This window comes from Nostoc sp. FACHB-888, from assembly GCF_014696655.1.
Taxonomy (GTDB): Bacteria; Cyanobacteriota; Cyanobacteriia; order Cyanobacteriales; family Nostocaceae; genus Nostoc.
In genome coordinates this window covers 283,365-306,321 of record NZ_JACJQM010000001.1, presented here as the reverse complement: position 1 = coordinate 306,321, position 22,957 = coordinate 283,365, and the positions used below count along the sequence as shown (strand labels likewise).

Genomic DNA, 22,957 nt, shown 5'->3' with positions numbered 1-22,957 from the left:
GAATTAAACGCCCATGACTAGCGCGATCGATAAGAATAGTCTGCTCGAAGCAGAAGCCTGGGAATTGTTGGAAGAGTCGATAATTTATTACCAGGGAAAACCCATTGGTACTGTAGCCGCCAGAGATGCGGAGTCAGATGCACTCAATTACGACCAGTGCTTTCTCCGCGATTTTGTCCCTTGTGCCTTGGTGTTTCTGATGCACGGCAAAGCAGAGATTGTGCGTAACTTCTTAGTAGAAACACTGAAATTACAAAGTCATGAAAAGCAGATAGACTGCTTTGAACCGGGAGCGGGATTAATGCCTGCAAGTTTCAAAGTACATTCTAATGGGAATGAGGAATTTTTGGTCGCTGATTTTGGTGAACTAGCGATCGCTCGTGTTCCCCCAATTGATTCTTGTATGTGGTGGATTCTCTTGCTACGCGCTTATGAAAAAGTTACAGGCGATTTAACGCTAGCGCGTCAGCCAGATTTTCAAGCAGGAATCAAGTTAATTTTGGATCTTTGCTTGGTACATCGCTTTTCCATGTACCCAACAATGTTAGTTCCCGATGGCGCGTTTATGATTGACCGTCGCATGGGAGTCTACGAACATCCTCTAGAAATTCAAGTATTATTCTATGCATCCCTCAGAGCTGCTACTGAATTGCTTTTACCAGATGGGGATGGCGATACATACCTTGGCAAAGTCAATAGGCGATTGGGATCTTTGAAATATCATATCCGCAACTATTACTGGCTAGACCTGAAGCGATTGGGGGAAATTTATCGTTACAAGGATAACGAATTTGGTAAAGAAATTGTTAATAAATTCAACATCAACTCAGAATCAATCCCCACTTGGTTGACCGAGTGGTTGCCCGAAACTGGAGGATATTTAGCGGGAAATCTGGGGCCGGGACGGATAGATTTTCGCTTTTTTGCTCTAGGAAATCTGATGGCAATCTTAGCTTCCTTAGCAAGCGAAAAAGAATCTCAAAGCATTATGAATTTATTTGCCCAACGTTGGCAAGACTTGATCGGCTATATGCCTGTTAAAATCTGCTTTCCAGCAATGGATGGTTTAGAGTGGAGAATTGTTACAGGATGTGATGCTAAGAACAGGGCTTGGTCTTATCACAACGGTGGTAACTGGCCCGTTTTGCTGTGGTTATTTACCGCCGCCGCACTGAAAGCAGGTCGAACAGAACTTGCCCAAGCAGCAGTAGCCATTGCCGAAAGGCGTTTATTTAAGGATAAATTCCCAGAATACTACGATGGCAACAATGGCCGTTTGATTGGCAAAGAAGCCAGAATTTATCAAACCTGGAGCATTGCCGGATTGCTAGCAGCCAAAAAGTTCGTAGAAAATCCAGAGTACTTGGAATTAATCAGCTTTGCAGAGGGTCTTGAAGTCCCAGGCTGTAGCCTGTAAATACAGATTGCGGCGCAAGGCGATGATTTAGCCGTTGTACTTATACAGGATGCCTCTGCTAAGAAGTACCGTAACTCTTGGAGATCCTATGCCCAGCTTGCTTCTCCAAAGTGAGTACGCAAAGGTAAACTTTAAAGCTTCAAATGCCGGATAACTGATACACTATATGGTAAGAGGTATCTGAAGTGTCATACTCAGTAGTATCACAAGATAGTCTTTGCATCATTAACACGTTTTAACGTGTATAAACCATGAAAACTACTTCAGATTTAATTTCAGAATTTGAACAATTATTCAGACAAAAATTACAACTAAATAATTGTAAGCTCAGAAAGAAAAGACAAGAGAATAATTATGAAATTATTACTCCAGCTAAAGATATTTTTTTGATGTACTGGTCTGAATTCCCAGAAATCAATTTAATATATCAAGCTATAGGGGTACGCACTCAGCAGACTAGCGTTTATGAAAAAGCTATCCGCTCCCATATTAGTTCTAGTCTGAGTAGTATCCAAGAGAACCCTCACTCGGAAACACCATTATTGGTAAAATAACGAATATTTAGATAATACAGAAAATATTTCCTAAACTCTCGCCAGTTTTTGTAATAGAACTGGCGAGATTTTTTCAACGAAAAGCTGTTTATCAAGAGATAAAAATGCAATCAGAAAAAAATCAAGATCAGCTAGATTATAAAGCCTTGTTAGCAAACGCAAAGCAAGCTTTAAAACTTGAATACCAGAAATCAGCGGCTTTAGCGTCCCAACTGCAAGCCATAAAAACTCAGTTAGAGCAAGTTCAAGCTGAAAACAAAACTCTAAGGGAAAGTGCTTACGAAGACGTAATTAAGCATTTTGAGGCGCGGACTCAAGCAGCAGAAGCGCTAGCACTAAAAACAGAAGTACGTCAAAGATTCCTTGAAGCCAATGGTTGTAAGGATGATCAGAGCTTCAATGCTCTATGGGATAGCATTAAAAATAAGATTCAGATGCAAGACGGTGAAGTGAGAATTGTTGCTCAAAATGGTACTCCTAAGTTCACCTTAACGGGCAACATGATGACTTTGAGGGATTTTATTCAATCCCTCAAACAAGACCCAATTTCTGGAAAGTTTTTCTACAATTAAAGAGCCAAATTAATCAAAGCCTCTCGTTAGAAGCTGACTAGAGATTGTAGCAGAAAATTATTCATCTTCATCTCCTGGCGGTCGTTCGCTCTCGCTTTGTTGGGCGTTCCACTCTAAAACAATGCGCTCTAACATTTCAGGCTGTGTACAGTTATTAACATCGGCGTACATTTGAATCAACTGCCTCACTTTAGGACTAATGTGGCGAATCTCTAGTTGCTTACTTTGCACCATGTTCATTAACTTTTAGTGTCTATTACATTATGTTGAATCATTCAACTATGTCTATTGCAATAAATTTTGTTAAATTACGCAATCCCTGCATTTAAGATGGCTATCAATTCTTCTCTCTCTTCCCCGGTCATTGAGCGGTGTCGAAGTAGCGCAGTCGTCGGCGCGGCCTCTCCAAGAGTTAGGAGTCGTACCCCTTTAGGGAAGCAATCTACGTGTAGCGTCTGTCTGCGACACGCTGTTCGCGTTCGTAGAGAAGTTTTGCCTCCCCTTCTTACAGTTCCTCAACCTGGCGGGGCTGCTTCTTCAAAGGGACGGATAATCGGCGGTGCTGGTGTAACTTCTGGTTTAAAAATTCCCTGCAATGCTTCTTCTAATGTTTGTGCCATGACAATCCGGTTTTCGTAAGCCACAATTACCCGCACCAAAGTTGGCAAACTATTCTGTGTGGCTTCTAGATAGATTGGCTCAACATACAGCAGCGATTCTTCAATGGGAATTACTAGTAGATTGCCTTGAATGGCTTTCGATCCTTGGCGATTCCACAGAGAAATTTGCTGAGAAATTACTGGGTCTTGGTTAATCCGCGCTTCGATTTGTTCTGTACCGTAAACCAGTCTTTCTTTGGGAAAAGTATATAAGAATAACCTACCGTAGTTTTCTCCATCCGATCGCGCCGCTAACCAAGCGATTAAATTAGTCCGTTGTCTGGGAGTGTAGGGTAAAAGCAGGATAAATTCTTCAAAAGGTACGGTGGGTAGACTAGTAATCAAATAATACGGCTCTACCGGACGGGCTTCACTGCCATAGATTTCGTTAGGAATCTGCCACTGGTCTTCCCGATTGTAAAATACCTGGGGGTCAGTCATGTGGTAGGTCATCAAGCGCTCAGATTGAATTTTGAAAAAGTCCACCGGATACCGGATATGACTGCGGAGAGTAACCGGCATGGCACTGAGCGGTTTGAAGGTGTTGGGAAATATCCTTGACCAAGTGGCAATAATCGGATCGCTGGAATCTGCAATATAAAAATTAACACTACCGTTGTAAGCATCAATTACTACCTTGACCGAGTTACGAATGTAATTGATACCATCGCTACCAGTGTCTGAGTAAGGATAGCGATCGCTCGTTGTGTAGGCATCAACAATCCAGTAAAGATAGCTGGGATTACTTGGAAAATCTTGATTAGCAGCAGCAGCAACTAAATAAGGATCGCTGTCAAATTTCAGAAAAGGTGCGATCGCTCGAATTCTTTGCTTGACATTTCGCCGGAATAGTACCCTTGTATCTGGCAAAAAGTCCCGCGTCAGCACCATCTGCCAATCTTTCAAATACATGGCAAATAACCACCGTCGCCATGTTGAACCAATTTGAACCCCACCCAGACCATTGTAAGAGTTGTAAACATTGTCACTACCACTGGGGTAGTCTAGCTCTCTAACTCTTGTGCCAGTCATTACGTAACTATTAGCTATTTCACCGTAATAAATCCGTGGCTGCCCAATGGGAATACTTTCACGAATCGCTGGACTGGAAGTTGTGAGAGCGCTACTGTTACCGCTAATATCTTTAACAAAATATTCTGGTAGCCCACCCGCCCCAACTGTATTAACTGGGCTAACAGTAAACCCGAAACCGTGGGTATAAATTAAATGACGGTTAACCCACGTTTGAGCTTCCTGTGGTACGCCAGTGTAGTCTAATTCTCGTGCGGCAATCAGTACCTGCCGCCGTTCTGTTGCTTCAGCTGCTTCCTGCTTAGGTTCTGGTGGGTTTTGAGGGGCTGATGGTCGGCGTGAAATTACATCTGTTTTTAGAGTATACCGATCAATATCAGCATCGGGGAACCGATAATATGGCCGAATTTGTTGGAGCTGACGGTTAGTTTCTAGGAGCGGTCGCTGATCCCAAAGGCGAATATTCCGAATTGTCAAATCATTCGTTTGAATATCAGCTTTAGTCAGCATTCCTTGAGGGTTGAAGCCTCTGGAATCGATTGCCTCTAAATCGAATGCTTGGCGAGTCAAAGCGATAGTTCGCTGAATGTAGGGTTGCTCTCGTTGCAATTCATTAGGTAGGACAATTAAATATTGCACTACAGTAGGTAAAACAGTGTCAGCTAATATAACTAGTACTAGATAAACCCCTAATCCGTAAAATACTAAGCGACGATACTGGGATTTGGATTTCCAGAAAAACGTTCGCCAAAGTAGGTAAGTGGCGATCGCTACTGCCACAATACACAAGACGGTATAAGCTGGCAACTGGGCTATTACATCCGTATAGCTTGCACCATAAGTTACTCCACGGGTAGAATACACCAGTTCATAGCGACTCAGCCAATAACTCAGAGCCACTACCAGCATCAATAAGCCACCCATACCGGATAAATGACGCTGCTGCTGGGGCGAAAAACCAGGGAAAATCCCCTGACTCAAACTGTCAGCCGACAAGAGATAAGTGAGAGTAACAGCGACGAAGCCATACAAACATAATCCCATCAGCCAGAGTTCTAGCAGTTCCCAAACAGGTAAGGAAAATACGTAAAAGCTGATATCTCGACCAAATAAAGGCTCAGTGCTGTTGAAAAGGGTGGGGTGAAAATATTGCAGCACCTTTGGCCAGTGTTGGAATAGGATGAAGGCAAAAATGGGACTGAATACAGCCGCGATCGCGGTTAATAAAAATTGGGGATAGATTAAGATTGCGATCGCTACTCCCACAATTAAGCCGAGATATGAGACTTGAGAGAAAATCTGCCTCAAGAGTTGCCAGATTGTCTCTGGTCGGAACAAGGCGGGAATTGGTAGAATACCCTGATGAACTGGAGAATGCCAGTAAAAAACAGCAATTTTACCATAGTGAGCCAGCATTAACCCAATCAACAAGCTCAGTACTAGAGTTAGGGGTAATAACCCGCGCAATCTCATTTTTTTTAAGCGTTGCGGCGCAAGTATCCGGGTTTCGTTGCGTCTTGGATAATCAGGACTGAGAAAATTTGTTAATTCACTGGTGAGTTCTGCTTCCTCACGCCTGACTTCCTCAATTTTCAGAGACTGGGAATATTTTAGCCGTTGTGCTAGAGCCAGATTTAGCAATAGATAGGCGGCAGTTATCCCAGCCACCACTACCCACAAAACACCACGAGTCACTAGCCTCAACAGAAATACTTGGAGATAGCCGACTTCCTGAAACCAAAAAATCTCTGCTCCCACGCGGGAACCCAGATTCAGGAGTAGCCACAGCCCGAAGAATACAATTAATAGTCTAAAACCCCATTTCCAATACATTGATATGTAATTTTACCCCTCTAAAAGGCTTTGGGAAGTCCACCTTGTTTCAAAACTCCGTTAGCAGTATGGCGTGACTTGATGGTTCTGTCTACAACAAAGCGACGATCTGTAATTGGACTGTACCAGATTTCATGATCTCCTTTGCCTTGCCGTTCAAAGTAGCACCCAACTTCTGAAAGCATCTTTTTCAACTCAGGAGTAAACGACGCACCCATCTATGAAGCCACCTTAATCAACTCTTGTCGATGGCTGGTTAACTCAAAGGTAATGGAACCCACATAGTCAGAAGGGACAATTTTGTTGAGAATGATCAGTTCTGGAATTATTTCTCGCAGCTTTTGCGTCAGAACCTCAATCGTAGAAGCTTCTGTTACCAATCCAGGTACATCATCACTAGTTGCTACCCAAACTTCTGCGTCTGAATCCCAAAATGCTTCAACCTTAAATGTGATTTGTGCCATTATTGAGTGCTTACAACGTAGTTCCAGTTTAGAACATCCGAGTTCTCAGGGTAAGCGTAGATGCACCATTAGACTACAAGCGATGTCTATGACGGGACTGGGCTACACCAACGCATTTTTGCTCTAAGTTCGTAGATAAACTAAAGTAAAGTTATCGTGAGCTACAAAAGCATGATGTCTTCGCTTCCCGTCAACGATGCTCAAAATAATTTACAAGAACTAATAGACCAAGTTGCAGAGCAGGGTAAGCCTGTAATCATTCAGGGTGAACGTGGTAATGCGATTCTGCTGGCAGAAAAAGACTGGTCTGCAATTCAGGAGACTCTTTACTTGTTATCTATACCTGGAATGAGAGAATCTATAAAAGAAGGGCTAGCAACTTCGATCCAAGAATGCGATGAGGAGTTGGATTGGTGAGTCAGCGCAGTAATGGAGAGCCACTTCCGAATTCTGAAGAAGTGAGTTGGAAGTTGGTTTACACAAAACAAGCGCAAAAAGATGCCAAGAAGTTAGCTTCTAGTAATTTAAAGGAAAAAGCTGAGGAGTTGTTTGTAGTTCTTAAAAAAAATCCCTTTCAAAATCCTCCATCTTATGAAAAGCTGGTTGGTGATTTATCAGGTGCGTATTCTCGCAGGATAAACATACAGCATCGGTTGGTATATGAAGTCATCGAATCCGAACAATTAGTCAAGATAATTCGGATGTGGACGCATTGCGAGTAATTTTTAGGTAGTTGATGACAAGATTTAATTTTGGGGTTAACCCGAACTTGATATTAATTGTGGTTGACTCTTAAATAATCGCCTTTCATTCACCATTATTGAGCCTTGGATCTCGAATGTTGTAGTTCTGCAAATTATTATACTGTCCAATTTTGTGTCACCAAACCTGGTACTTGACTAAAATCACGATTGTTTCGCGTCAAAAGTACCAAATTTTGTGAAATAGCAATTGATGCAATTCGCAAATCCATTGTAGCGACACGAACTCGCTGCGTTTTTAGTCCATCGAAGACTGTTGCTGCACTAGTATCGAATGGTAGAACTGGAGCAACTGAGAAACCTTGAAGAATCTCCAGCAGGATCATGTATCCTCGAATTGTATCAGCCGATGTTTGGGCACGATTGATAAAGGTATTAGCACCAAGAACTTGTTCATGAAGACTAATAATGGAAAATGCAAAATCTGCGGGTGAGTGTTGAGCAATTCGAGCCGTTAAGTTTGCGTATTCTGAAGCAGAACGCCGTTGTAAGAAACTTATATGGTCGGTATCCAAGAGATACTTCACGTTTGGTCACTGATTTCTTCTGTAGGTCTATCAGCGTGGCGCAAAGACTCACCATACTCCAGAACTTGGAGGAAAACTTGTTCATCCGAAATTGAACCCGTCACTTTCTCAAGCCAATTGCTAGGAGTCGGAGCAGCGATAAGCAAACGTTTAAGTTCGGCAACTGTCTGCTCAAGATTTACCAAACGTTGCTCAATGGTAGTTTCATCTAGCATAATTTTTGAGTAGTGCAAAAAATCAACGGCTGGCACTATGTCAATCATAGCTGACTATGGATTTGCAATAATTTTCAGATATTTATCTTAAGTAGTTGTAATCCATGTATCTGTTAATTATGGTTGACTATTAATAATCGCCTTTCACTCAGCATGATTGAGCCTTGGATCTCGGATGTTGCGGTTCCAAGCACGAAGTTTCGGGTTCAAAGGTCAAAGTTTCGAGTTCAAAGGTCGAAATTCTGAGTTCCAAGCACGAAGTTCCGAGTTCAAAGGTCAAAGTTTCGAGTTTAAAGGTCAAAGTTTCGAGTTTAAAGGTCAAAGTTCCGAGTTCAAAGGTCGAAGTTTCGAGTTCAGAGGTCGAACTTCCGAGTTCTGAAGGTGAAAACTGGAGTTCTGAGCGTCAAAATTGGAGATTAGAAGTTTATTTCTCCTGTTTTCTTCTCATTAATCCCCGCTTTTAGTTTCTTTTTTACTCCAAGCATATTTACGGCAGACTTCACAAGCGGCTTTTGCTTCCTCGGTTTGCGGATTGGTAAAGATGGGATGGTAACGCAACCTGTCGCAACAGACTTGCAACCATCCACGCCAACCACCACGCCACAACCGCACAGTGCCGTCAGCACCGCCACTGACAATCGTTTGCCCATCGGCGCTGATGGCGACAGAATAGACATAACCTTCATGACCACGCAAAGGTTCAGTTAAGGTCTGACCTTGCAGGTTCGACAACCGCACAGTGCGGTCACGACCGCCACTGACAATCGTCTGCCCATCGGCGCTGATGGCGACAGAATAGACTTCACCTTCATAACCAGGCAAAGGTTCAGCGAAGGTCTGACCTTGCAGATTCCACAACCGCACAGTGCCGTCACGACCACCACTGACAATTGTCTGCCCATCGGCGCTGATGGCGACAGATGTAGAAATCCTCATCTTCTTGGGGTAATTTTAAATAGACTTGCAATTGTTGCCAGCTATCGCTCACTTCTGCTAGCAATCCCCCTTGCATTAAATATTTGTCATCCTGCCTTTTATTCAACCATTCCCGCCAGGTATCTTCTAATCTGTCGCTCAACCGCCGCAAGTCTCGGCCTTGTTGTCGCCACTGAGCAAACTGCTCCCAACCTTCAATTAAAGCTTCATGGGCTAAATCAATCCAGGCTTCTCCTTTTTCATCTTTCCCTGTAACCAACAAGCGTCCTTTAACTAATCCCGGTTCCCCATCTAGCAATTCACTAAGTTTTTGCTGTTGATTGGCGTCATCACCTGCAATATTTAATAGTCTGGCTTTTGGTTGGCGCTGTCGGGTGTCTTTTTCCCCTTCTCTGGTTCGCACTAAGCGCAGAAAAATTCGCTCAATCCATTCTTTCTCCTGCTGAGTGCGTTCTGTAGTTGGTGATTCCTCCTCATAATCTTGGTAGTGATAAACATTTTCTGCATGGAGATTCAACGCCCCTGTTAATCCTCCCAATTTTTCATATTCTTCTAGGGTGAGTTGATGTTTCTCTTGATCGCGTTTCTCCCAGAGTTTAGTTAAAGCAAACTCCAACAGAGGCAAAAACCCAGGTTCTTGTTTCACATCTTCTAAAATCTTCAGTACTAGCCCTTCTTCAACACTATGGCCTTGAAGTTTGGCAGGTTCGGCGATCGTGTCCTTTAAATCAACCCCAGTTAAAGGCGGCATAAAAACTGCCTGGGTTTGAATCAGGTGAGTTAGGGAGGGATATTGCAAACAGGGTTCGAGAAAATCCGCTCGCATGGTAATCACAACTGCTAACCGCGAATCGGTAATCTCTACTACCTGAGTCAATAAGTCAATAAATCTCTGCTTTTCTTGCTGACTAGCACCGCCAGTAAATACTTCCTCAAATTGATCTACTACCAGTAACAGTTTTGTTAAATCAGGAACATTTTCGATAATTGCAGATAAACCATTCTGCTCATTATCAATCAAATCCTTGAGTTGCTTCTCTTTTTTAGCCCCTTGGAAAAATTGTTTAAAAGCTCCACGCAAATTATTTAAAGGTTCAAATCCTGGTTTAATTGGTTCTAAGACTTGCCACTCACTATCATCTAGTTGAGGAATCAAACCCGCCCGCACTACTGAAGATTTGCCACTCCCCGACGCGCCAATGATGGGGACAAATTTAGCCAAATCGAGTTTCTGTTGAATATGGTTAACTACTTTTTGACGGCCAAAAAAGAATTTTGCGTGTTGCTTGTCAAAAGCTTCTAAGCCCCGATAGGGACATTCTTCAAGCACTTCTGTAATAACTACTAATTTCTTGGGTGGATACCAAACCAAAGGAATTGACCTACCACCGCCCATGTAAATTGCTTCTTGTCCACTCCCCTTGAGTTCCCGTGAGATGAAGCTCATCAAATCATTGACATTAATTTCCCCAGTGGCTTTATCAGCTTTATCCTCAGCAAGCCCTTTGAGAATTGCTTTGGTGAAAATTCCACCTTCGGCATCTTCACGCGCTCTTTCAAAGGCACGAGAGGCTGTAATTAAGCTGTAGTCTTGTTTGCTATTAAAAACAGAGAAACCAGACTTGATAAAACTCCTCTCTAATAAAGACCCAGCATAGCAGCAGTCCAGCAACACCACTAAGCTGCTGAGTTGAGATTTCCCGATTAAAGTGTTGAGGTCATCAAAGGCGCTCGCATTCTGTCCATCTTTGTTACAATCTGATGTTGCCAAATACCCTTTCGCTTCACCTGTCAGGCTGGGTGCTTCAAATCCATGTCCGGCAAAATAAATCAATGCCTCCGCACCTTTGGCTTTTTCTAACAAAAATATTCTCAGTGCTTGTCCGAGTTCTTTACCAATTAATTTTTTATCTAGTGTAATTTGCCAGCGATTCTCACTCTCGATTAACTTGCTAGGTAAAGGCTGAACATCAAATCGACCTTGTTCGCGCAGCAGTTGGGCGATTTGTTCAGCATCATTGACAGCCTTTGGTAAGTTGGTGAAATTGTCATACTTGGCAATTCCCAGCACCAGCGCATATCTAGCCATATAATCTAACCTGGCATCCGTTTTTACGTAATATTGCTAAGAATAACTTAAATAGTAACTGAGGCTATTGTGTCAGAAGTACAACGTTTAATCATCAAAGAAGACGATGAAGAGTACGAAATCTACGTAGAATCAAATACCGCCCCTGAGGTTCCAGAAGAAGAGGAACCTGGATACCGTGATGGTTTACCCACGCTGAACATTCAGGAATTTCAGGGCAAGATTCGTAATTATGCCAAGTTAGCTGTTGGTGCATTCAAGAATTTACCTGACTTAGTCTCCAGTATGTTGCTTAACTTTAGAGTGCCCACATATACAACAAAATTACCAAATAGGGGCACGGCAATACCCATGCCCTTAGATCATTGTGCCCCTTGAGAAAAATCGCACATCGCGCTAGTCTTCATGGACGTAACCGCACGCTGTAACATTAGGCGATGACAAATCAACTCTCTGTGAAAATTCCCTCTTGCACTTGGAGCCGTCCCATCGGCTTAGGCTGGGAAAAACCTTATACCGTCCGCTACGCAAGTAATATCGATGATGGCCCTTGGCATGGTATGCCTTTAGGTGGCTTTGGTGCAGGTTGCATCGGTCGTTCTTCACGGGGAGATTTTAACCTGTGGCACATGGATGGCGGTGAACATACCTTCAAAAACGTTCCCGCTTGTCAATTCAGTGTATTTGAGTCCAATAGCACATCTTCTCAAGCCTACGCTTTATCTACGCAAGCGCCAGATGATGACACTCTCAAAGCGTGGCAATGGTATCCCGCAACTCCCGCCACAGAGGGGACGGGCAATTATCACGCACTATACCCGCGTAGCTGGTTTGTGTATGAAAATGTATTTCAAGCACAGTTGACTTGTGAGCAATTTTCCCCAGTTTGGGCAGGTAATTACCAAGAAACTAGCTACCCTGTGGCAATATTCCTCTGGAATGCCCACAACCCCACGGATGCACCGATTACTCTCAGCATCATGCTCACTTGGCAAAATATGGTGGGCTGGTTTACAAACGCTCTCAAATCTCCCGAAGTGCGAGTGCGCGATGATGGTAGCCCGGTTTACGAATACCGACCACGCTGGGGCGAAAGTCAAGGAAACTATAACCAGATAGTTGAAAATACACAACAGTTTGGCTGTGTTTTAGGTCGGGTTGGTAGTGATGCTTTGCAAGAAGGTGACGGAACTTGGTGTATTGCTACAATTAAGCATCCCCAAGTAGAAGTATTTCACCATACTCGCTGGAATCCTGATGGTACGGGTGATGAGGTGTGGCAAAGCTTTGCAAAAGATGGTTCTTTGCCCAATTATATAGATACAAATCCAGTCGCAGAAGGTGAACAATTAGGGGCTGCGATGGCACTCCGTTTCACTCTCCAACCAGGCGAAACTCTCGAAATCCCCTTTGTCCTAACTTGGGATTTGCCGATTACAGAATTTGCCGCCGGGGTTAATTATTACCGCAGATATACAGACTTTTTTGGTAAAAATGGAAACAACGCCTGGGCGATCACATCTACTGCACTACAAGAATACCAAAGCTGGCGATCGCAAATTCAAAGTTGGCAAAAACCGATTCTCGACCGGGAAGATTTACCCAACTGGTTTAAAATGGCTCTATTTAATGAGCTTTATGATCTCACTAGTGGCGGTACTCTCTGGAGTGCAGCATCAGAACTTGACCCCATCGGTCAGTTTGCAGTGCTGGAGTGCCTAGATTACCGTTGGTATGAAAGTCTAGATGTGCGATTATACGGTTCTTTTGCGCTGCTGATGCTGTTTCCAGAACTGGAAAAGTCGGTAATGCGGGCATTTGCACGGGCGATTCCTCAAGGTGATGATACACCCCGAATAATTGGCTATTACATGACAATTAAGGCAGAAAGCCCGATTGCAGTTCGCAAAGTCGCGGGTGCAACACCCCACGATTTAGGCGCACCCAATGAACACGTTTGGGAGAAAACCAACTACACCAGCTATCAAGACTGCAATTTGTGGAAGGATTTGAGTAGCGATTTTGTCTTGCAAGTATACCGTGATTTTCTCCTCACGGGTGCTGACGATGTGGAATTCCTAGCCGATTGCTGGAATGCGATCGTTCAAACTCTCGACTACCTGAAAACTTTTGACATTGATGGCGATGGAATTCCCGAAAATTCTGGTGCGCCTGATCAAACCTTTGATGATTGGCGGTTACAGGGTGTCAGCGCCTATTGTGGTGGGTTATGGTTAGCGGCGTTAGAAGCTGCGATCGCAATTAGCGATATTTTATTAACTTACCAGACAGGTGAGACAGCAGAGCTGGCGGCGCAAAAATCAACCTATAAAGCTTGGTTGAAACAATCTCGCCCTATTTATGACGAAAAACTTTGGAATGGACAATACTACAAACTTGATAGTGAAAGTGGCTCCGATGTAGTCATGGCAGATCAATTGTGCGGACAATTCTACGCCCGACTACTAGACTTACCTGATATTGTACCGAGCGATCGCGCCCTCTCTGCCTTGAAAACTGTTTATGATGCGTGCTTTTTAAAATTCTGTAATGGTGAGTTTGGTGCTGCTAATGGTGTTCGTCCTGACGGTTCACCAGAAAATCCTAAAGCTACTCATCCCCTAGAAGTTTGGACAGGTATAAACTTTGGACTGGCGGCTTTTCTTGTGCAGATGGGAATGAAGGATGAAGCGTTGAAATTGACGCAAGCTGTAGTGCAGCAAATTTATGACAATGGTCTGCAATTTCGTACCCCTGAAGCTATCACCACAGCTGGTACTTTCCGCGCTAGCACTTACTTACGGGCAATGGCGATTTGGGGAATTTACTTAGTTATTAATTGATTGGCTATCAAAACGAGAACCGTTTTGATGCAACACACGTAGGGGTGCATAGCTGTGTGTCCCTACGAACGGTCATATTTGGTATGCGTAATGCCAAATTTAGCCTGTCTTCATCTGAGAAAGCAGAGTCTAGTTTTGTGATTTTATTTTCCGAGTATTTCCGGAAGCGAAGGAAATTTTCAGTAATGGTAAGAGTTGAAGGATTGAGAATTCAAGACCACTCTTTCAAAAAAATGCAACTATTACTAGCTTTAGCCATAAATGTAAGAAATGAAATGGAAATATCGGGTGATTAAAAACACAATTAATTGCGTTTTACATAGGCTAGTAGAATGATGTAAAACCAAACCAGCGAAAGAGTTATCAACTTTTTCACTTTATAAATACTTACCTCGCACAAGTTAGTAAGTTTACCCAGAAAACCGAAATTAAGCCATGAACTCCTCTTCATCATTAAGAGTCCGGGGAGATGTGAAATATACAAGTAATCAACAGTATCCTACCCCAAAAGTGGCTATGCTCAGATTTTTGAGGTTAGTTGCGGAGGATACAAACCTAGAATCGCAATTTAGCCAAGTTTGGGTTCTCCATGAGTTTCAACTAGCCGAGGAGACAATTATCTACAATTTAGATGGGAAAATTGAAGACAATAGAAATTTTTTGTATTCAGTTTGCCAGGGTCAGGTGCAGCTAATCGCGTCAAACGCAACTATTCAAGGAGAAGCCTTAACTCATCTGCTCTTGGAAGCGCTAGCAGTAAGGGCGAGTCTTAGTAAGCTGGACTCATATTATAACCCGTGGGTAGCTCATTGGCAAGTAATTTATTATTTACTTGTCTGGCGAGTTCAAGGCGATCGCATATTAAGTAATCCAGCCATAGGCAAGGACTGGCTTTCGCCTCCACAGTTTGAAGCTAGCAGGAGAGCATATACCCTACTTTTAAACTTTACGGAAAACTTGAATGCCCCCAAAGGTGAGAAACTCTCCTTCAATCACTATTGGCAAACATTGTGGCATTACAGAAAATTACTCAGACAAATTATTCTTACTTCATTAGTTTGCATATTGATTGAGAATCCAGCAATTCTGATTTTGGACGAAGAAACTAGTGCCTTAAATATCGATTTGGCACGTAAATTTAAACAGAATTTAACCCAAATTAATCAAGCTCCTATTACCTTCATAATGTCGACTATATCCTTGTTACAAACAGAGGTATACTCTTTAAGCAAGGCACTTATTAATAACTCACAGTAATTGTTGGTTTATATTACCATTTAGCCCAACTGCAACGGCATCTGTAGTGTTATATATAAAAAAATGTTAAATATTAATACGTATATAAATTGCTGTTAAATAAAAATAGCAACATTCTCTGCTGTTTAGCTTTTTATATATTAGTAAATTAACTTAAGTTATACAGATTTAGACTGCTATATTTTTGTATCAGCATTCCGTTATATGCGTTTTGCTGAACTCAGTTTATGATTATTAAAACCAGGTATTACTACTAATAACTAATTAATTTTAAAATTTAGTAGATTACTTGTAAGTTATTGATGATACTCATGAAATATTTATGAGTATTTTATTTAGATAGACTAAAGCTGTAGCCTTTATAAATAAAGGCATACAAAGATAAAAAATAACAATATTTTCTTATTGGGAATATTTTGAAAATATTTCCAATTAGTATGAACATTACCGTTTTATCAACCTTTTATATATTGCTATTTTTAGAAGTTGTTTTACCTCTTAGTTAATGCTAATATTTTCTAGTGACTCAACAATAATAAAAGGTTTAAATTGATATTGCGTGAGGGGTAAGACCCCTCATTAATTAGCAAAGGAGGTCAAAATTAAAAGTTGCACAATACGCATCTGCATATCGAAGTATATTCAGTAAATTTAGCTTAACAATCTGCTAAATCCGTAGATGACATTAACAGTAAAAAATAGTATAAATACCAATAGTGTTGTTAATGCTCAAAGATAAATATTTTTTCCACTACCTAAAAAAATATGCAAACTTCCCGGAAAATGCTTAATTTGGCAGTAGTAAGAAATATAACCAATTGAACAGATAAAGTTGTTTAATTAGGAATTAAAAACAGTCTATTAATTCTAAAAGTCATTAAACAGCTACAAAAAGGCTAGTACAGTTTCTAAGCCTTAATTTAAACATCAACAATCGCAGAATATAACCTAGATTACTTCATCCCAGGTAAATAACAACTATGATGAATCAAGACATTGCAGGTATTAGTAGTAACTTAGATAAGACAGTTAAGGCTCAACAATTTGACAAAGTAGTTGAGGCAATTCTTGCTGGTAAATATTCCTGGGCATGTGTTTTAATGCTGCGATTTGCTGGCTACAATCCTCTCCATTACATTCCATATCGCACCTACAATCGATTGCTAAAAGAAAACTCTAAAGCCACTAGGGTAAATCAACAGCAAAGTGAAAACATAAAAATGCTGCAACATACTAATGATGCAATATCTGATACTAATGGATCATCCAGTTGCTTAACAAAAATCAAAGATAGAGCTTATCTGGAAGTAGTCGGAAAGCAAAAAAATGAAATTCGTGGTGGTAGTTTAGATCAAAGATTGGCGCATCAAATTAACGAGCATCAATCAATAAAATCGCAAATAAAACCAGAAAACACTCAAGATATTTCATTAAAAAGTTGTGGATTCAATTAAAAAGTACTTAGAATCAATAGGTTCTACCCTAGATTTGATTGAGTCTCTGAGAGCCTGCTATGCTAATTCAAAATTGTTAGCATGGCAGGTTTTCTATAACAGTGATGAATTTGATATTGTTTAAAAAAATCTGCCAAAATGGCAAATATATACTGATGAGATTGGTAAACTAATAAAAAGTACAGTACAACTTCAACCAAAATAGAGGTGATTGGCGGCAAGCAAGTTAATTTTAAATAATAAAATCAATGATTAGTTCTCACTATGGAAGAAATAAAACTGATTACAAAATTAGTCAGCATTTCATGGAGTAAATAACTCCTACACCAAGTACACCAAGACTGATGATTCAACCGTTGCTATCGGTGGTTATATTTTCGAGAGAGTCTGAGCAAAGAAAATTTGGAACGGTAGCTTCTCCCAATCCAAACTTTATACAGCTTTCACCGACTGCAGACGGTGCAAGTAATGCTTATAAAACTTTCTACACTTTGATTGGTGTTGCTTTAGTTAATAAAGCAAACGCTTAACACCAATACCGAGAACGGAAATAGAAAAGTTACGGTTAAATCCCTGTCGTGGCTAGTAGAACTAGTAGTTCATACGCTTCTCTTTCGACTATTGTAATCCTAGTCCTCCCAACCTGGATTATCTCTGTTTTCTAAATTTTCAATTTATATAGTAAGTACTGGAAGTTCAAAACTTGAATAGCTTCCAGTTTTTTATTTCTAAATAAAAATAAGGTGGGCAATTTGCCCACCTTACTTTTTGTGGAGTATAGTTAATCCAAAAATGAATTAAACCTTGGCTAATTCTGGGGTAGGACGCTTGCTGTTACGAATTGCTGTAATAGCCTCAGCATAATCCTTAGCATTAAAGACAGCTGAACCGGCGACAACTGCATTAGCTCCCGCTTCCAAAACTTGCCAGGTATTATTTGCCTTCAGTCCTCCATCCACTTCAATCCAAGGGTCAAGACCGCGTTCATCACACATTTGACGCAGCTTGCGGATTTTGGGTAATACACCAGGGATAAAGCTTTGACCACCAAAACCAGGGTTAACGCTCATAATTAGTACTAAATCGCACAAATCTAGAACGTATTCAATTAGCTCTAAAGGGGTACCAGGATTAAGTACAACTCCAGCTTTCTTACCAAGCTCTTTAATTTGCCCTAAGGTGCGGTGTAGGTGTGGGGAAGCATTATGCTCACAGTGTACGGTGATAATATCAGCACCGGCCTTAGCAAATCCCTCTACATATTTTTCTGGTTCCACAATCATCAAGTGGACATCCAGTGGTTTGGTTGTAACCGGACGAATCGCCTCCACAATCAGAGGGCCTATCGTAATATTAGGTACAAAACGACCGTCCATGACATCAACATGAATCCAATCCGCTCCAGCCGCGTCTACGGCGCGAATTTCGTCACCCAGACGACTAAAATCGGCCGATAGGATAGATGGAGAAATTACAATGGGCTTTTGAGATAGGTTTTGGGTCATGGCTAGTGGGTTTTTAAGCGTCCTCGTCTGTACGCATTGTAACAAAACATTGAGCAAGACTCATAACTTTGATCCCGGCTTTTTTGGGGAGTGGAGAAGAACCAGTGGAGCAGGAGAAGCAGGGGGAGAATAATTAATGCCATGTCCAATGACAAATGACCAATGAAAAATGACAAATGACTAAAAAACTAACCTGGATAATTTGGGGATTAAGTGCTTCTTGTCTGAGTGCGCCGGTAATTGCTTTAGCTTTAGAATCTGCTTTAGGAACTAATGGCATTGATGCTCTAAAGCTACACCAAGCTCCTTATAATTTAATCGGTCGTAAGATTGCTATTGGTCAAGTGGAAATTGGCCGACCGGGAATGTTTGGGTGGGATAAGGCGGTGTCTAAAAATCGCGCCATATCTTTAGCGGGAGTATTCTTACGCAATGGGCCAGCTAAATCTAATAGCGGTGTTGACTCCCACGCCTACAATGTTGCTGGTGTGATGGTAAGTCGAGACAAAGCTTTGCCGGGAATTGCTCCGGGAGCGCGACTGTATTCGTCTGCGGTGGGTTCAACTAAAAACATGGGTCAACCAGAAGAGTGTTTATCAGCCCAGCATATAGCGCTACAAAATAGTGGCGATGTCCGTGCTATTAACTTTAGCTTTGGTGAACCTCTAAGCCGCGATCCTAGACCAGAGGCTACTTTAGACGGCAATGCTTTACTAACTTTATGTATTGACTGGTCTAGCCGCGTTCATGATGTTTTGTATGCGATCGCAGGCAACCAGGGTAAGGGTGGTATTCCTATTCCTACAGATAATTTTAACGCAATGAACGTGGCCTTTTCATCCCGCAGAGGGAGAGTTTTTAACAAAGTAGATGTGGCTAATCTGGCTGGTACTAACCAAGGAGCGACCAGACGGTTAGCTGGTAAGGAATTTAATATTGATGGGCGTCCCGCTATCAGTTTAGTTGCTCCTGGGAATAATATTCCCCTGATCAATCCAGATGGCAAATTGAACAAGGTTACAGGTACAAGTTTTGCAGCGCCTCAAGTTACGGCTACTGTTGCTCTGTTGCAAGAATTCGCTGACAGACAGATGCGGACAAAACAACCCCACTGGAGCATCGATTCTCGACGTCATCAAGTAATGAAAGCTGTATTGCTGAATTCAGGAGACAAAATTCTAGATAGTGGCGATGGCTTACGGTTGGGAATGACCCGAACCCTAATTGATAAACAAAATCAAAACTGGCTAGATTCTGATGCTTATAAAGATCCAAAGATTCCCTTAGATGCCCAAATGGGAGCGGGTCATTTAAATGTATTTCGTGCTTATCAGCAATTTAGTGCCGGTCAATGGCAACCATCAGCTGCGGTGCCAGCTATTGGTTGGGATTATCGCACAGTAAATCTTGGAGCTTCTGTTGACTATATATTGGCAAAACCGTTAAAGCAAGGAAGTTTTGTTGCTGTTACCCTGAGTTGGGATCGATTGGTAGAACTCAACGATAAAAATCAAAACCAGCAATATGATGTGGGTGAAAATTTTCGCGATCGCGGCTTAAATAATCTCGATCTTTACTTAGTAAAGGCCGATGCTCAAAATTCAGATACTGGTGCTGTTTGCTCCTCAATCAGCCAAATTGATAGTGTAGAACATATTTTTTGCCCCGTTGCTGCTGCTGGCAATTACAAAATCCGCGTCCAGTTTCGTCAAAAGTTCAATGAAGCGACTCAACCCTATAGTTTAGCTTGGTGGAGTGTACCTATCAATTGAAAGATGGATGCACAACTTTGTCAACTTACAGCGTTTTCATCTATTTGAACAACGCTATCCTATCGGGGCGCAAGCCGTGCTTCCTTAGAAAAATTTCGTATTTCGTGAACTGAGAAACATAATTTCATCTTTAAAAATCAAGAACGGTGGTTCTTTTGTGATTAGGTAGTTTAGAATACTTTTATTGAAAAATATAAAAATTCCTGCAAATCGGGATTTTTCATAATCCGCCTGCATAACCGCCTCAATTAGGAATTAGCAGCCTTAAGAAGTTGTGTTTAATTCCTCCGAACTATTAACTTGCTGTTACAAAAACTGTAACAGTCCCATTTTTCTATTGAAGCAAATGCAATAGTTAATCATTGACACAGTTTCTGCGTCAACCATGAGCACAGATCGGGAATCTTTGGCAAGTGAGGTAGCAGAATGAATCGACAAAAATTTAGTGATGCAAAAGAAAATTTTCTGCAAAGACGTTACGGTGTTAGTCTGGGCAGACGTTATGCTCTAGCAGCTGCAAGTGTTGTTCTATTCAGCGTATTAGGATGTTCTCAAGTCGAGAGTAACAGAAGTGCCCTCGCCCAATCTAGTTTGCCTCAATCAGAAACTCCATTGCAAAAAAAAACAGTCAACTCTGATACAAGAATAGTTGAGTCTAGCAATAAGTTTGGCTTCAAACTATTTTCAGAAGTTCTGAAAGATGATAAAGGTGAAAAGAATGTTTTTATCTCACCTTCGAGCGTCGCGATCGCTCTTGCTATGACCTACAACGGCGCTAGCGGCTCGACTCAACAAGCAATGGCAAAAACCCTGGAATTACAGGGGATGACTCTACCAGAAATCAACTCTTCTTATGCGGCGGCATTGAAGCAGCTTTTAGACACTCAGGATGCGAAACTGCAACTGAGCATTGCTAACTCACTTTGGGCAAATCAAGATGTTAGCTTTGCCCGAGACTTCCTCAAGAGAACCCAGGATTTCTATCAAGCTAAGGTCAGCAATTTAAACTTTAAAGATGCCGCCGCATCTACTATTATCAATAATTGGGTAGAAGAAAATACTAAGGGCAAAATTACTAAAATAGTTGAAACAATTCAACCCAATCAAGTGTTGTTTTTAATTAATGCCATATATTTTAAAGGTAATTGGAGTAACGAGTTTGATAAAAGTCAAACCGCTCAATCCCCTTTTTACATCACATCTGGCAGACGAAAACAACACCCGATGATGTCGCAGGAAGGTAACTATAGATACTATGAAAGCGAACAATTTCAGGCAGTTAGTTTACCTTACGGCAAAGATGGGAAAGTGAGTTTTTATATCTTCCTACCCAAACAAAACTCTAACTTCAAAGCTTTCTATCAAGACTTGAATATTGAGAATTGGGAAAAATGGATGACTCAGTTCAATGAAAAAAAAGGGTTTATTCGCCTACCCCGCTTCAAAACAGATTACGACGTTACCCTAAATGATGCTTTGAAAACTTTAGGCATGGAAGAAGCTTTTAGCAGCAAAGCCAATTTTTCCGGCATGGGTAAGAATTTTGCCATTAGCCAAGTTAAGCATAAAACTTTTGTCGAAGTGAATGAAGAAGGAACCGAAGCGGCTGCGGCTACTTCAGTGGGAATAGTAACAACATCTTTGAGAGAAGAACCAGAACCATTCCGAATGATTGTTGATCGTCCCTTCTTCTGTGCTATTAGGGATAATCAAACGGGAAACATTTTGTTTATGGGTTCCATCATTGAGCCACAGTAAAAAATCCAAAATGAAGAAATTTGGATTTTGAATTTTGAATTTTGAATTGAATTTTAGGGTAATGTTGGTTCAGAAATACTCAGAGTATTTTTGGTGTCAGCTTTCGGGGGTTCTTTTGCTGCAACAGATGCATTTATTTCCCCAGTGGCGCTGTCGTCTGTGTCGCTAGTTAGCGCTCCCGGACGTAGGGCGCTTAAAGCGGTCTTAATTACAACAGCTGTAGGTACTGCCACAATTACACCCAACAGCCCGCCAACTCTGGCCCCTGTTAAGACTGAGATTAAAATCCAAACCGGATTTAAACCAGTAAAGCTGCCTAAAATTCGGGGGGCAATTAAGTTTTCCAGAATTTGCTGTACTATTACTGCTGCTATCAAAACTCTCACACCCATTGAGAAATCTTGCAACGCTACCAATAATGTAGTCATGGCGATGCCTACAGAACCACCAAAGGGGATGAGAGCCATCAGACCAATACTTAGACCGAATAATAGACCAAATGGCACCTTCAGCCACAAAAAGGTAGGAATCAGGGCTGATGCCATGCAAGTTGATAAAATCAACTGGGTGATGAAGAAATTTTGAAAGCTTAGGCGGACTGTTTTCGAGAAAGGATCGCGAAATTTAGTAGGTAGCCATCCCACTAAACTTTGCCAGAGTTCACCCCCATGCTGTAAAAGGTAGAAAGTCAAAACCATCGTTAAGAGAATATCTAGCAGACTAGTAACTGTAACTACCGCTAGATTCAAAACTTGTCCAGCGATCGCTTGCAATTGTCCTTTGACGCGATCGTTGATTTGCACTACCAGAGCATCGAGGTTAATCGGCAAGCCAAAAGTCTCAGCTTTTTCGTTTAATATCATTAACTGAGAGCGTCCAGAGTCGATTAACTCTGGCAAACGAACCACTAGTTGTTGAGCTTGGGTAAGGGCCAGTGGAAAAAGTGTCACACCCAACGCCAATAAAATCGATAAAGCCAAGAGAAATACTAAAATAGCGACTTGCTCTCGCCTAGCACCATGATGCTCCATCCAACTCACGGGGTAGTTGAGCAGAAATGCTAAGACTGAGGCTCCAACTAAAATGACTATGAGAGAATGGAAATAATCAAAAAATACTGAAAGTGCCCAACCATTAAGAACTAGTAGCGGCAGGAATAACGCGATCGCCCCGATTCGCGCTATTGGTGTAAATGTTTGCCACCAGTCGAGTAGCTTGCGTGTCTGCATTTTGAGCTGATTGCGGGATACAACTAAATGAAATCTTTCTTTACAGTTTATTATCTCTAACTATATGAGTCTTATTCATC

Annotated in this window: 22 protein-coding genes; 12 read left to right on the top strand and 10 right to left on the bottom strand. The window is 41.6% G+C overall.

Going from position 1 to position 22,957, the window contains the following annotated elements; all coding sequences use genetic code 11:
• Window positions 1-13: 13 nt before the first annotated feature.
• The 3 genes from H6G26_RS01260 to H6G26_RS01250 all read left to right on the top strand — a co-directional run bounded on the left by H6G26_RS01260 (window position 14) and on the right by H6G26_RS01250 (window position 2,543).
• Entirely contained in the window at window positions 14-1,417 is a 1,404-nt protein-coding gene (locus tag H6G26_RS01260; RefSeq protein ID WP_190727520.1) for a glycoside hydrolase 100 family protein, read from the top strand.
• 251 nt (window positions 1,418-1,668) lie between these two features.
• Window positions 1,669-1,971 (top strand): hypothetical protein, encoded by a 303-nt coding sequence (locus H6G26_RS01255; protein ID WP_190727519.1) that lies wholly within the window; start codon window positions 1,669-1,671, stop codon window positions 1,969-1,971.
• A 104-nt stretch (window positions 1,972-2,075) separates the two neighbouring features.
• Window positions 2,076-2,543: a hypothetical protein gene (locus H6G26_RS01250; protein ID WP_190727518.1), complete on the top strand. Its 468-nt coding sequence runs from the start codon at window positions 2,076-2,078 to the stop codon at window positions 2,541-2,543.
• A gap of 57 nt (window positions 2,544-2,600) precedes the next feature.
• On the opposite strand, the gene H6G26_RS01245 is transcribed toward H6G26_RS01250, so the two are convergent.
• From H6G26_RS01245 to H6G26_RS01230, 4 genes are all read right to left on the bottom strand, one after another.
• Complete coding sequence (locus H6G26_RS01245; protein ID WP_190727517.1) at window positions 2,601-2,783, bottom strand: hypothetical protein; 183 nt, start codon at window positions 2,781-2,783, stop codon at window positions 2,601-2,603.
• 275 nt (window positions 2,784-3,058) lie between these two features.
• A complete protein-coding gene (locus H6G26_RS01240) occupies window positions 3,059-6,067 on the bottom strand; it encodes a UPF0182 family protein (protein WP_190727516.1) in 3,009 nt (1,002 codons plus the stop codon).
• Between the two features lie 20 nt (window positions 6,068-6,087).
• Complete coding sequence (locus tag H6G26_RS01235; RefSeq protein ID WP_190727515.1) at window positions 6,088-6,285, bottom strand: type II toxin-antitoxin system HicA family toxin; 198 nt, start codon at window positions 6,283-6,285, stop codon at window positions 6,088-6,090.
• Window positions 6,286-6,531, bottom strand: a complete 246-nt coding sequence (locus tag H6G26_RS01230; RefSeq protein WP_190727514.1) for a DUF1902 domain-containing protein — start codon at window positions 6,529-6,531, stop codon at window positions 6,286-6,288.
• 174 nt (window positions 6,532-6,705) lie between these two features.
• Here H6G26_RS01230 and H6G26_RS01225 point away from each other — a divergent pair, with 174 nt between their 5' ends.
• Window positions 6,706-6,948 carry a type II toxin-antitoxin system Phd/YefM family antitoxin gene (locus tag H6G26_RS01225; protein ID WP_190727556.1) on the top strand — a complete coding sequence of 81 codons (243 nt, stop codon included), beginning with the start codon at window positions 6,706-6,708 and terminating at the stop codon, window positions 6,946-6,948.
• Window positions 6,945-7,253, top strand: coding sequence for a Txe/YoeB family addiction module toxin (locus H6G26_RS01220; RefSeq protein WP_347242415.1), 309 nt, complete (start codon window positions 6,945-6,947; stop codon window positions 7,251-7,253). The genes H6G26_RS01225 and H6G26_RS01220 overlap by 4 nt, the downstream gene beginning before the upstream one ends.
• A gap of 137 nt (window positions 7,254-7,390) precedes the next feature.
• Here the strand turns inward: H6G26_RS01220 and H6G26_RS01215 are convergent, their stop codons facing one another.
• The 4 genes from H6G26_RS01215 to H6G26_RS01200 all read right to left on the bottom strand — a co-directional run bounded on the left by H6G26_RS01215 (window position 7,391) and on the right by H6G26_RS01200 (window position 11,059).
• On the bottom strand, window positions 7,391-7,807 hold the full coding sequence (locus tag H6G26_RS01215; RefSeq protein WP_199326583.1) for a type II toxin-antitoxin system VapC family toxin: 417 nt from the start codon (window positions 7,805-7,807) through the stop codon (window positions 7,391-7,393).
• A gap of 8 nt (window positions 7,808-7,815) precedes the next feature.
• Window positions 7,816-8,082 carry a transferase hexapeptide repeat containing protein gene (locus H6G26_RS01210; protein ID WP_242053542.1) on the bottom strand — a complete coding sequence of 89 codons (267 nt, stop codon included), beginning with the start codon at window positions 8,080-8,082 and terminating at the stop codon, window positions 7,816-7,818.
• Window positions 8,083-8,481: 399 nt separating this feature from the next.
• The gene (locus tag H6G26_RS01205; RefSeq protein ID WP_190727512.1) at window positions 8,482-8,970 is read right to left on the bottom strand and encodes a hypothetical protein; all 489 of its coding nucleotides are present in this window, start codon (window positions 8,968-8,970) and stop codon (window positions 8,482-8,484) included.
• On the bottom strand, window positions 8,906-11,059 hold the full coding sequence (locus tag H6G26_RS01200; protein ID WP_190727511.1) for a caspase family protein: 2,154 nt from the start codon (window positions 11,057-11,059) through the stop codon (window positions 8,906-8,908). Before H6G26_RS01200 ends, H6G26_RS01205 begins: the two co-directional genes overlap by 65 nt.
• 69 nt (window positions 11,060-11,128) lie before the next feature.
• Between H6G26_RS01200 and H6G26_RS01195 the strand changes: the two genes are divergently transcribed.
• From H6G26_RS01195 to H6G26_RS01175, 5 genes are all read left to right on the top strand, one after another.
• On the top strand, window positions 11,129-11,437 hold the full coding sequence (locus tag H6G26_RS01195) for a hypothetical protein (protein ID WP_190727510.1): 309 nt from the start codon (window positions 11,129-11,131) through the stop codon (window positions 11,435-11,437).
• Between the two features lie 59 nt (window positions 11,438-11,496).
• Window positions 11,497-13,902 carry a GH116 family glycosyl hydrolase gene (locus tag H6G26_RS01190; protein ID WP_190727509.1) on the top strand — a complete coding sequence of 802 codons (2,406 nt, stop codon included), beginning with the start codon at window positions 11,497-11,499 and terminating at the stop codon, window positions 13,900-13,902.
• 435 nt (window positions 13,903-14,337) lie between these two features.
• Window positions 14,338-15,159 (top strand): cysteine peptidase family C39 domain-containing protein, encoded by an 822-nt coding sequence (locus H6G26_RS01185; protein ID WP_190727508.1) that lies wholly within the window; start codon window positions 14,338-14,340, stop codon window positions 15,157-15,159.
• Between the two features lie 983 nt (window positions 15,160-16,142).
• Window positions 16,143-16,613 (top strand): HetP family heterocyst commitment protein, encoded by a 471-nt coding sequence (locus tag H6G26_RS01180; protein WP_190727553.1) that lies wholly within the window; start codon window positions 16,143-16,145, stop codon window positions 16,611-16,613.
• Between the two features lie 344 nt (window positions 16,614-16,957).
• The gene (locus H6G26_RS01175; protein ID WP_190727507.1) at window positions 16,958-17,143 is read left to right on the top strand and encodes a hypothetical protein; all 186 of its coding nucleotides are present in this window, start codon (window positions 16,958-16,960) and stop codon (window positions 17,141-17,143) included.
• 267 nt (window positions 17,144-17,410) lie between these two features.
• Here the strand turns inward: H6G26_RS01175 and rpe are convergent, their stop codons facing one another.
• Window positions 17,411-18,118, bottom strand: a complete 708-nt coding sequence (gene rpe, locus H6G26_RS01170) for a ribulose-phosphate 3-epimerase (protein ID WP_190727506.1) — start codon at window positions 18,116-18,118, stop codon at window positions 17,411-17,413.
• Between the two features lie 176 nt (window positions 18,119-18,294).
• Here rpe and H6G26_RS01165 point away from each other — a divergent pair, with 176 nt between their 5' ends.
• Together H6G26_RS01165 and H6G26_RS01160 are read left to right on the top strand one after the other, a co-directional pair.
• Entirely contained in the window at window positions 18,295-19,890 is a 1,596-nt protein-coding gene (locus H6G26_RS01165; protein WP_190727505.1) for a S8 family serine peptidase, read from the top strand.
• A gap of 426 nt (window positions 19,891-20,316) precedes the next feature.
• Entirely contained in the window at window positions 20,317-21,648 is a 1,332-nt protein-coding gene (locus H6G26_RS01160; RefSeq protein WP_190727504.1) for a serpin family protein, read from the top strand.
• Window positions 21,649-21,701: 53 nt separating this feature from the next.
• Here the strand turns inward: H6G26_RS01160 and H6G26_RS01155 are convergent, their stop codons facing one another.
• Window positions 21,702-22,877: an AI-2E family transporter gene (locus H6G26_RS01155; RefSeq protein ID WP_190727503.1), complete on the bottom strand. Its 1,176-nt coding sequence runs from the start codon at window positions 22,875-22,877 to the stop codon at window positions 21,702-21,704.
• Window positions 22,878-22,957 lie beyond the last annotated feature (80 nt).

Excerpts from the sequence above, each read along its gene's own strand:
- H6G26_RS01240 (WP_190727516.1), bottom strand. The coding sequence starts at position 6,067 with ATGTATTGGAAATGGGGTTTTAGACTATTAATTGTATTCTTCGGGCTG.
- rpe (WP_190727506.1), bottom strand. The coding sequence starts at position 18,118 with ATGACCCAAAACCTATCTCAAAAGCCCATTGTAATTTCTCCATCTATC.
- H6G26_RS01260 (WP_190727520.1), top strand. The coding sequence starts at position 14 with ATGACTAGCGCGATCGATAAGAATAGTCTGCTCGAAGCAGAAGCCTGG.
- H6G26_RS01165 (WP_190727505.1), top strand. The coding sequence starts at position 18,295 with ATGACTAAAAAACTAACCTGGATAATTTGGGGATTAAGTGCTTCTTGT.
- H6G26_RS01235 (WP_190727515.1), bottom strand. The coding sequence starts at position 6,285 with ATGGGTGCGTCGTTTACTCCTGAGTTGAAAAAGATGCTTTCAGAAGTT.
- H6G26_RS01230 (WP_190727514.1), bottom strand. The coding sequence starts at position 6,531 with ATGGCACAAATCACATTTAAGGTTGAAGCATTTTGGGATTCAGACGCA.
- H6G26_RS01250 (WP_190727518.1), top strand. The coding sequence starts at position 2,076 with ATGCAATCAGAAAAAAATCAAGATCAGCTAGATTATAAAGCCTTGTTA.
- H6G26_RS01210 (WP_242053542.1), bottom strand. The coding sequence starts at position 8,082 with ATGATTGACATAGTGCCAGCCGTTGATTTTTTGCACTACTCAAAAATT.
- H6G26_RS01200 (WP_190727511.1), bottom strand. The coding sequence starts at position 11,059 with ATGGCTAGATATGCGCTGGTGCTGGGAATTGCCAAGTATGACAATTTC.
- H6G26_RS01160 (WP_190727504.1), top strand. The coding sequence starts at position 20,317 with ATGAATCGACAAAAATTTAGTGATGCAAAAGAAAATTTTCTGCAAAGA.
- H6G26_RS01225 (WP_190727556.1), top strand. The coding sequence starts at position 6,706 with ATGTCTTCGCTTCCCGTCAACGATGCTCAAAATAATTTACAAGAACTA.
- H6G26_RS01155 (WP_190727503.1), bottom strand. The coding sequence starts at position 22,877 with ATGCAGACACGCAAGCTACTCGACTGGTGGCAAACATTTACACCAATA.
- H6G26_RS01175 (WP_190727507.1), top strand. The coding sequence starts at position 16,958 with ATGATTCAACCGTTGCTATCGGTGGTTATATTTTCGAGAGAGTCTGAG.
- H6G26_RS01190 (WP_190727509.1), top strand. The coding sequence starts at position 11,497 with ATGACAAATCAACTCTCTGTGAAAATTCCCTCTTGCACTTGGAGCCGT.
- H6G26_RS01180 (WP_190727553.1), top strand. The coding sequence starts at position 16,143 with ATGAATCAAGACATTGCAGGTATTAGTAGTAACTTAGATAAGACAGTT.
- H6G26_RS01245 (WP_190727517.1), bottom strand. The coding sequence starts at position 2,783 with ATGAACATGGTGCAAAGTAAGCAACTAGAGATTCGCCACATTAGTCCT.
- H6G26_RS01205 (WP_190727512.1), bottom strand. The coding sequence starts at position 8,970 with ATGAGGATTTCTACATCTGTCGCCATCAGCGCCGATGGGCAGACAATT.
- H6G26_RS01255 (WP_190727519.1), top strand. The coding sequence starts at position 1,669 with ATGAAAACTACTTCAGATTTAATTTCAGAATTTGAACAATTATTCAGA.
- H6G26_RS01185 (WP_190727508.1), top strand. The coding sequence starts at position 14,338 with ATGAACTCCTCTTCATCATTAAGAGTCCGGGGAGATGTGAAATATACA.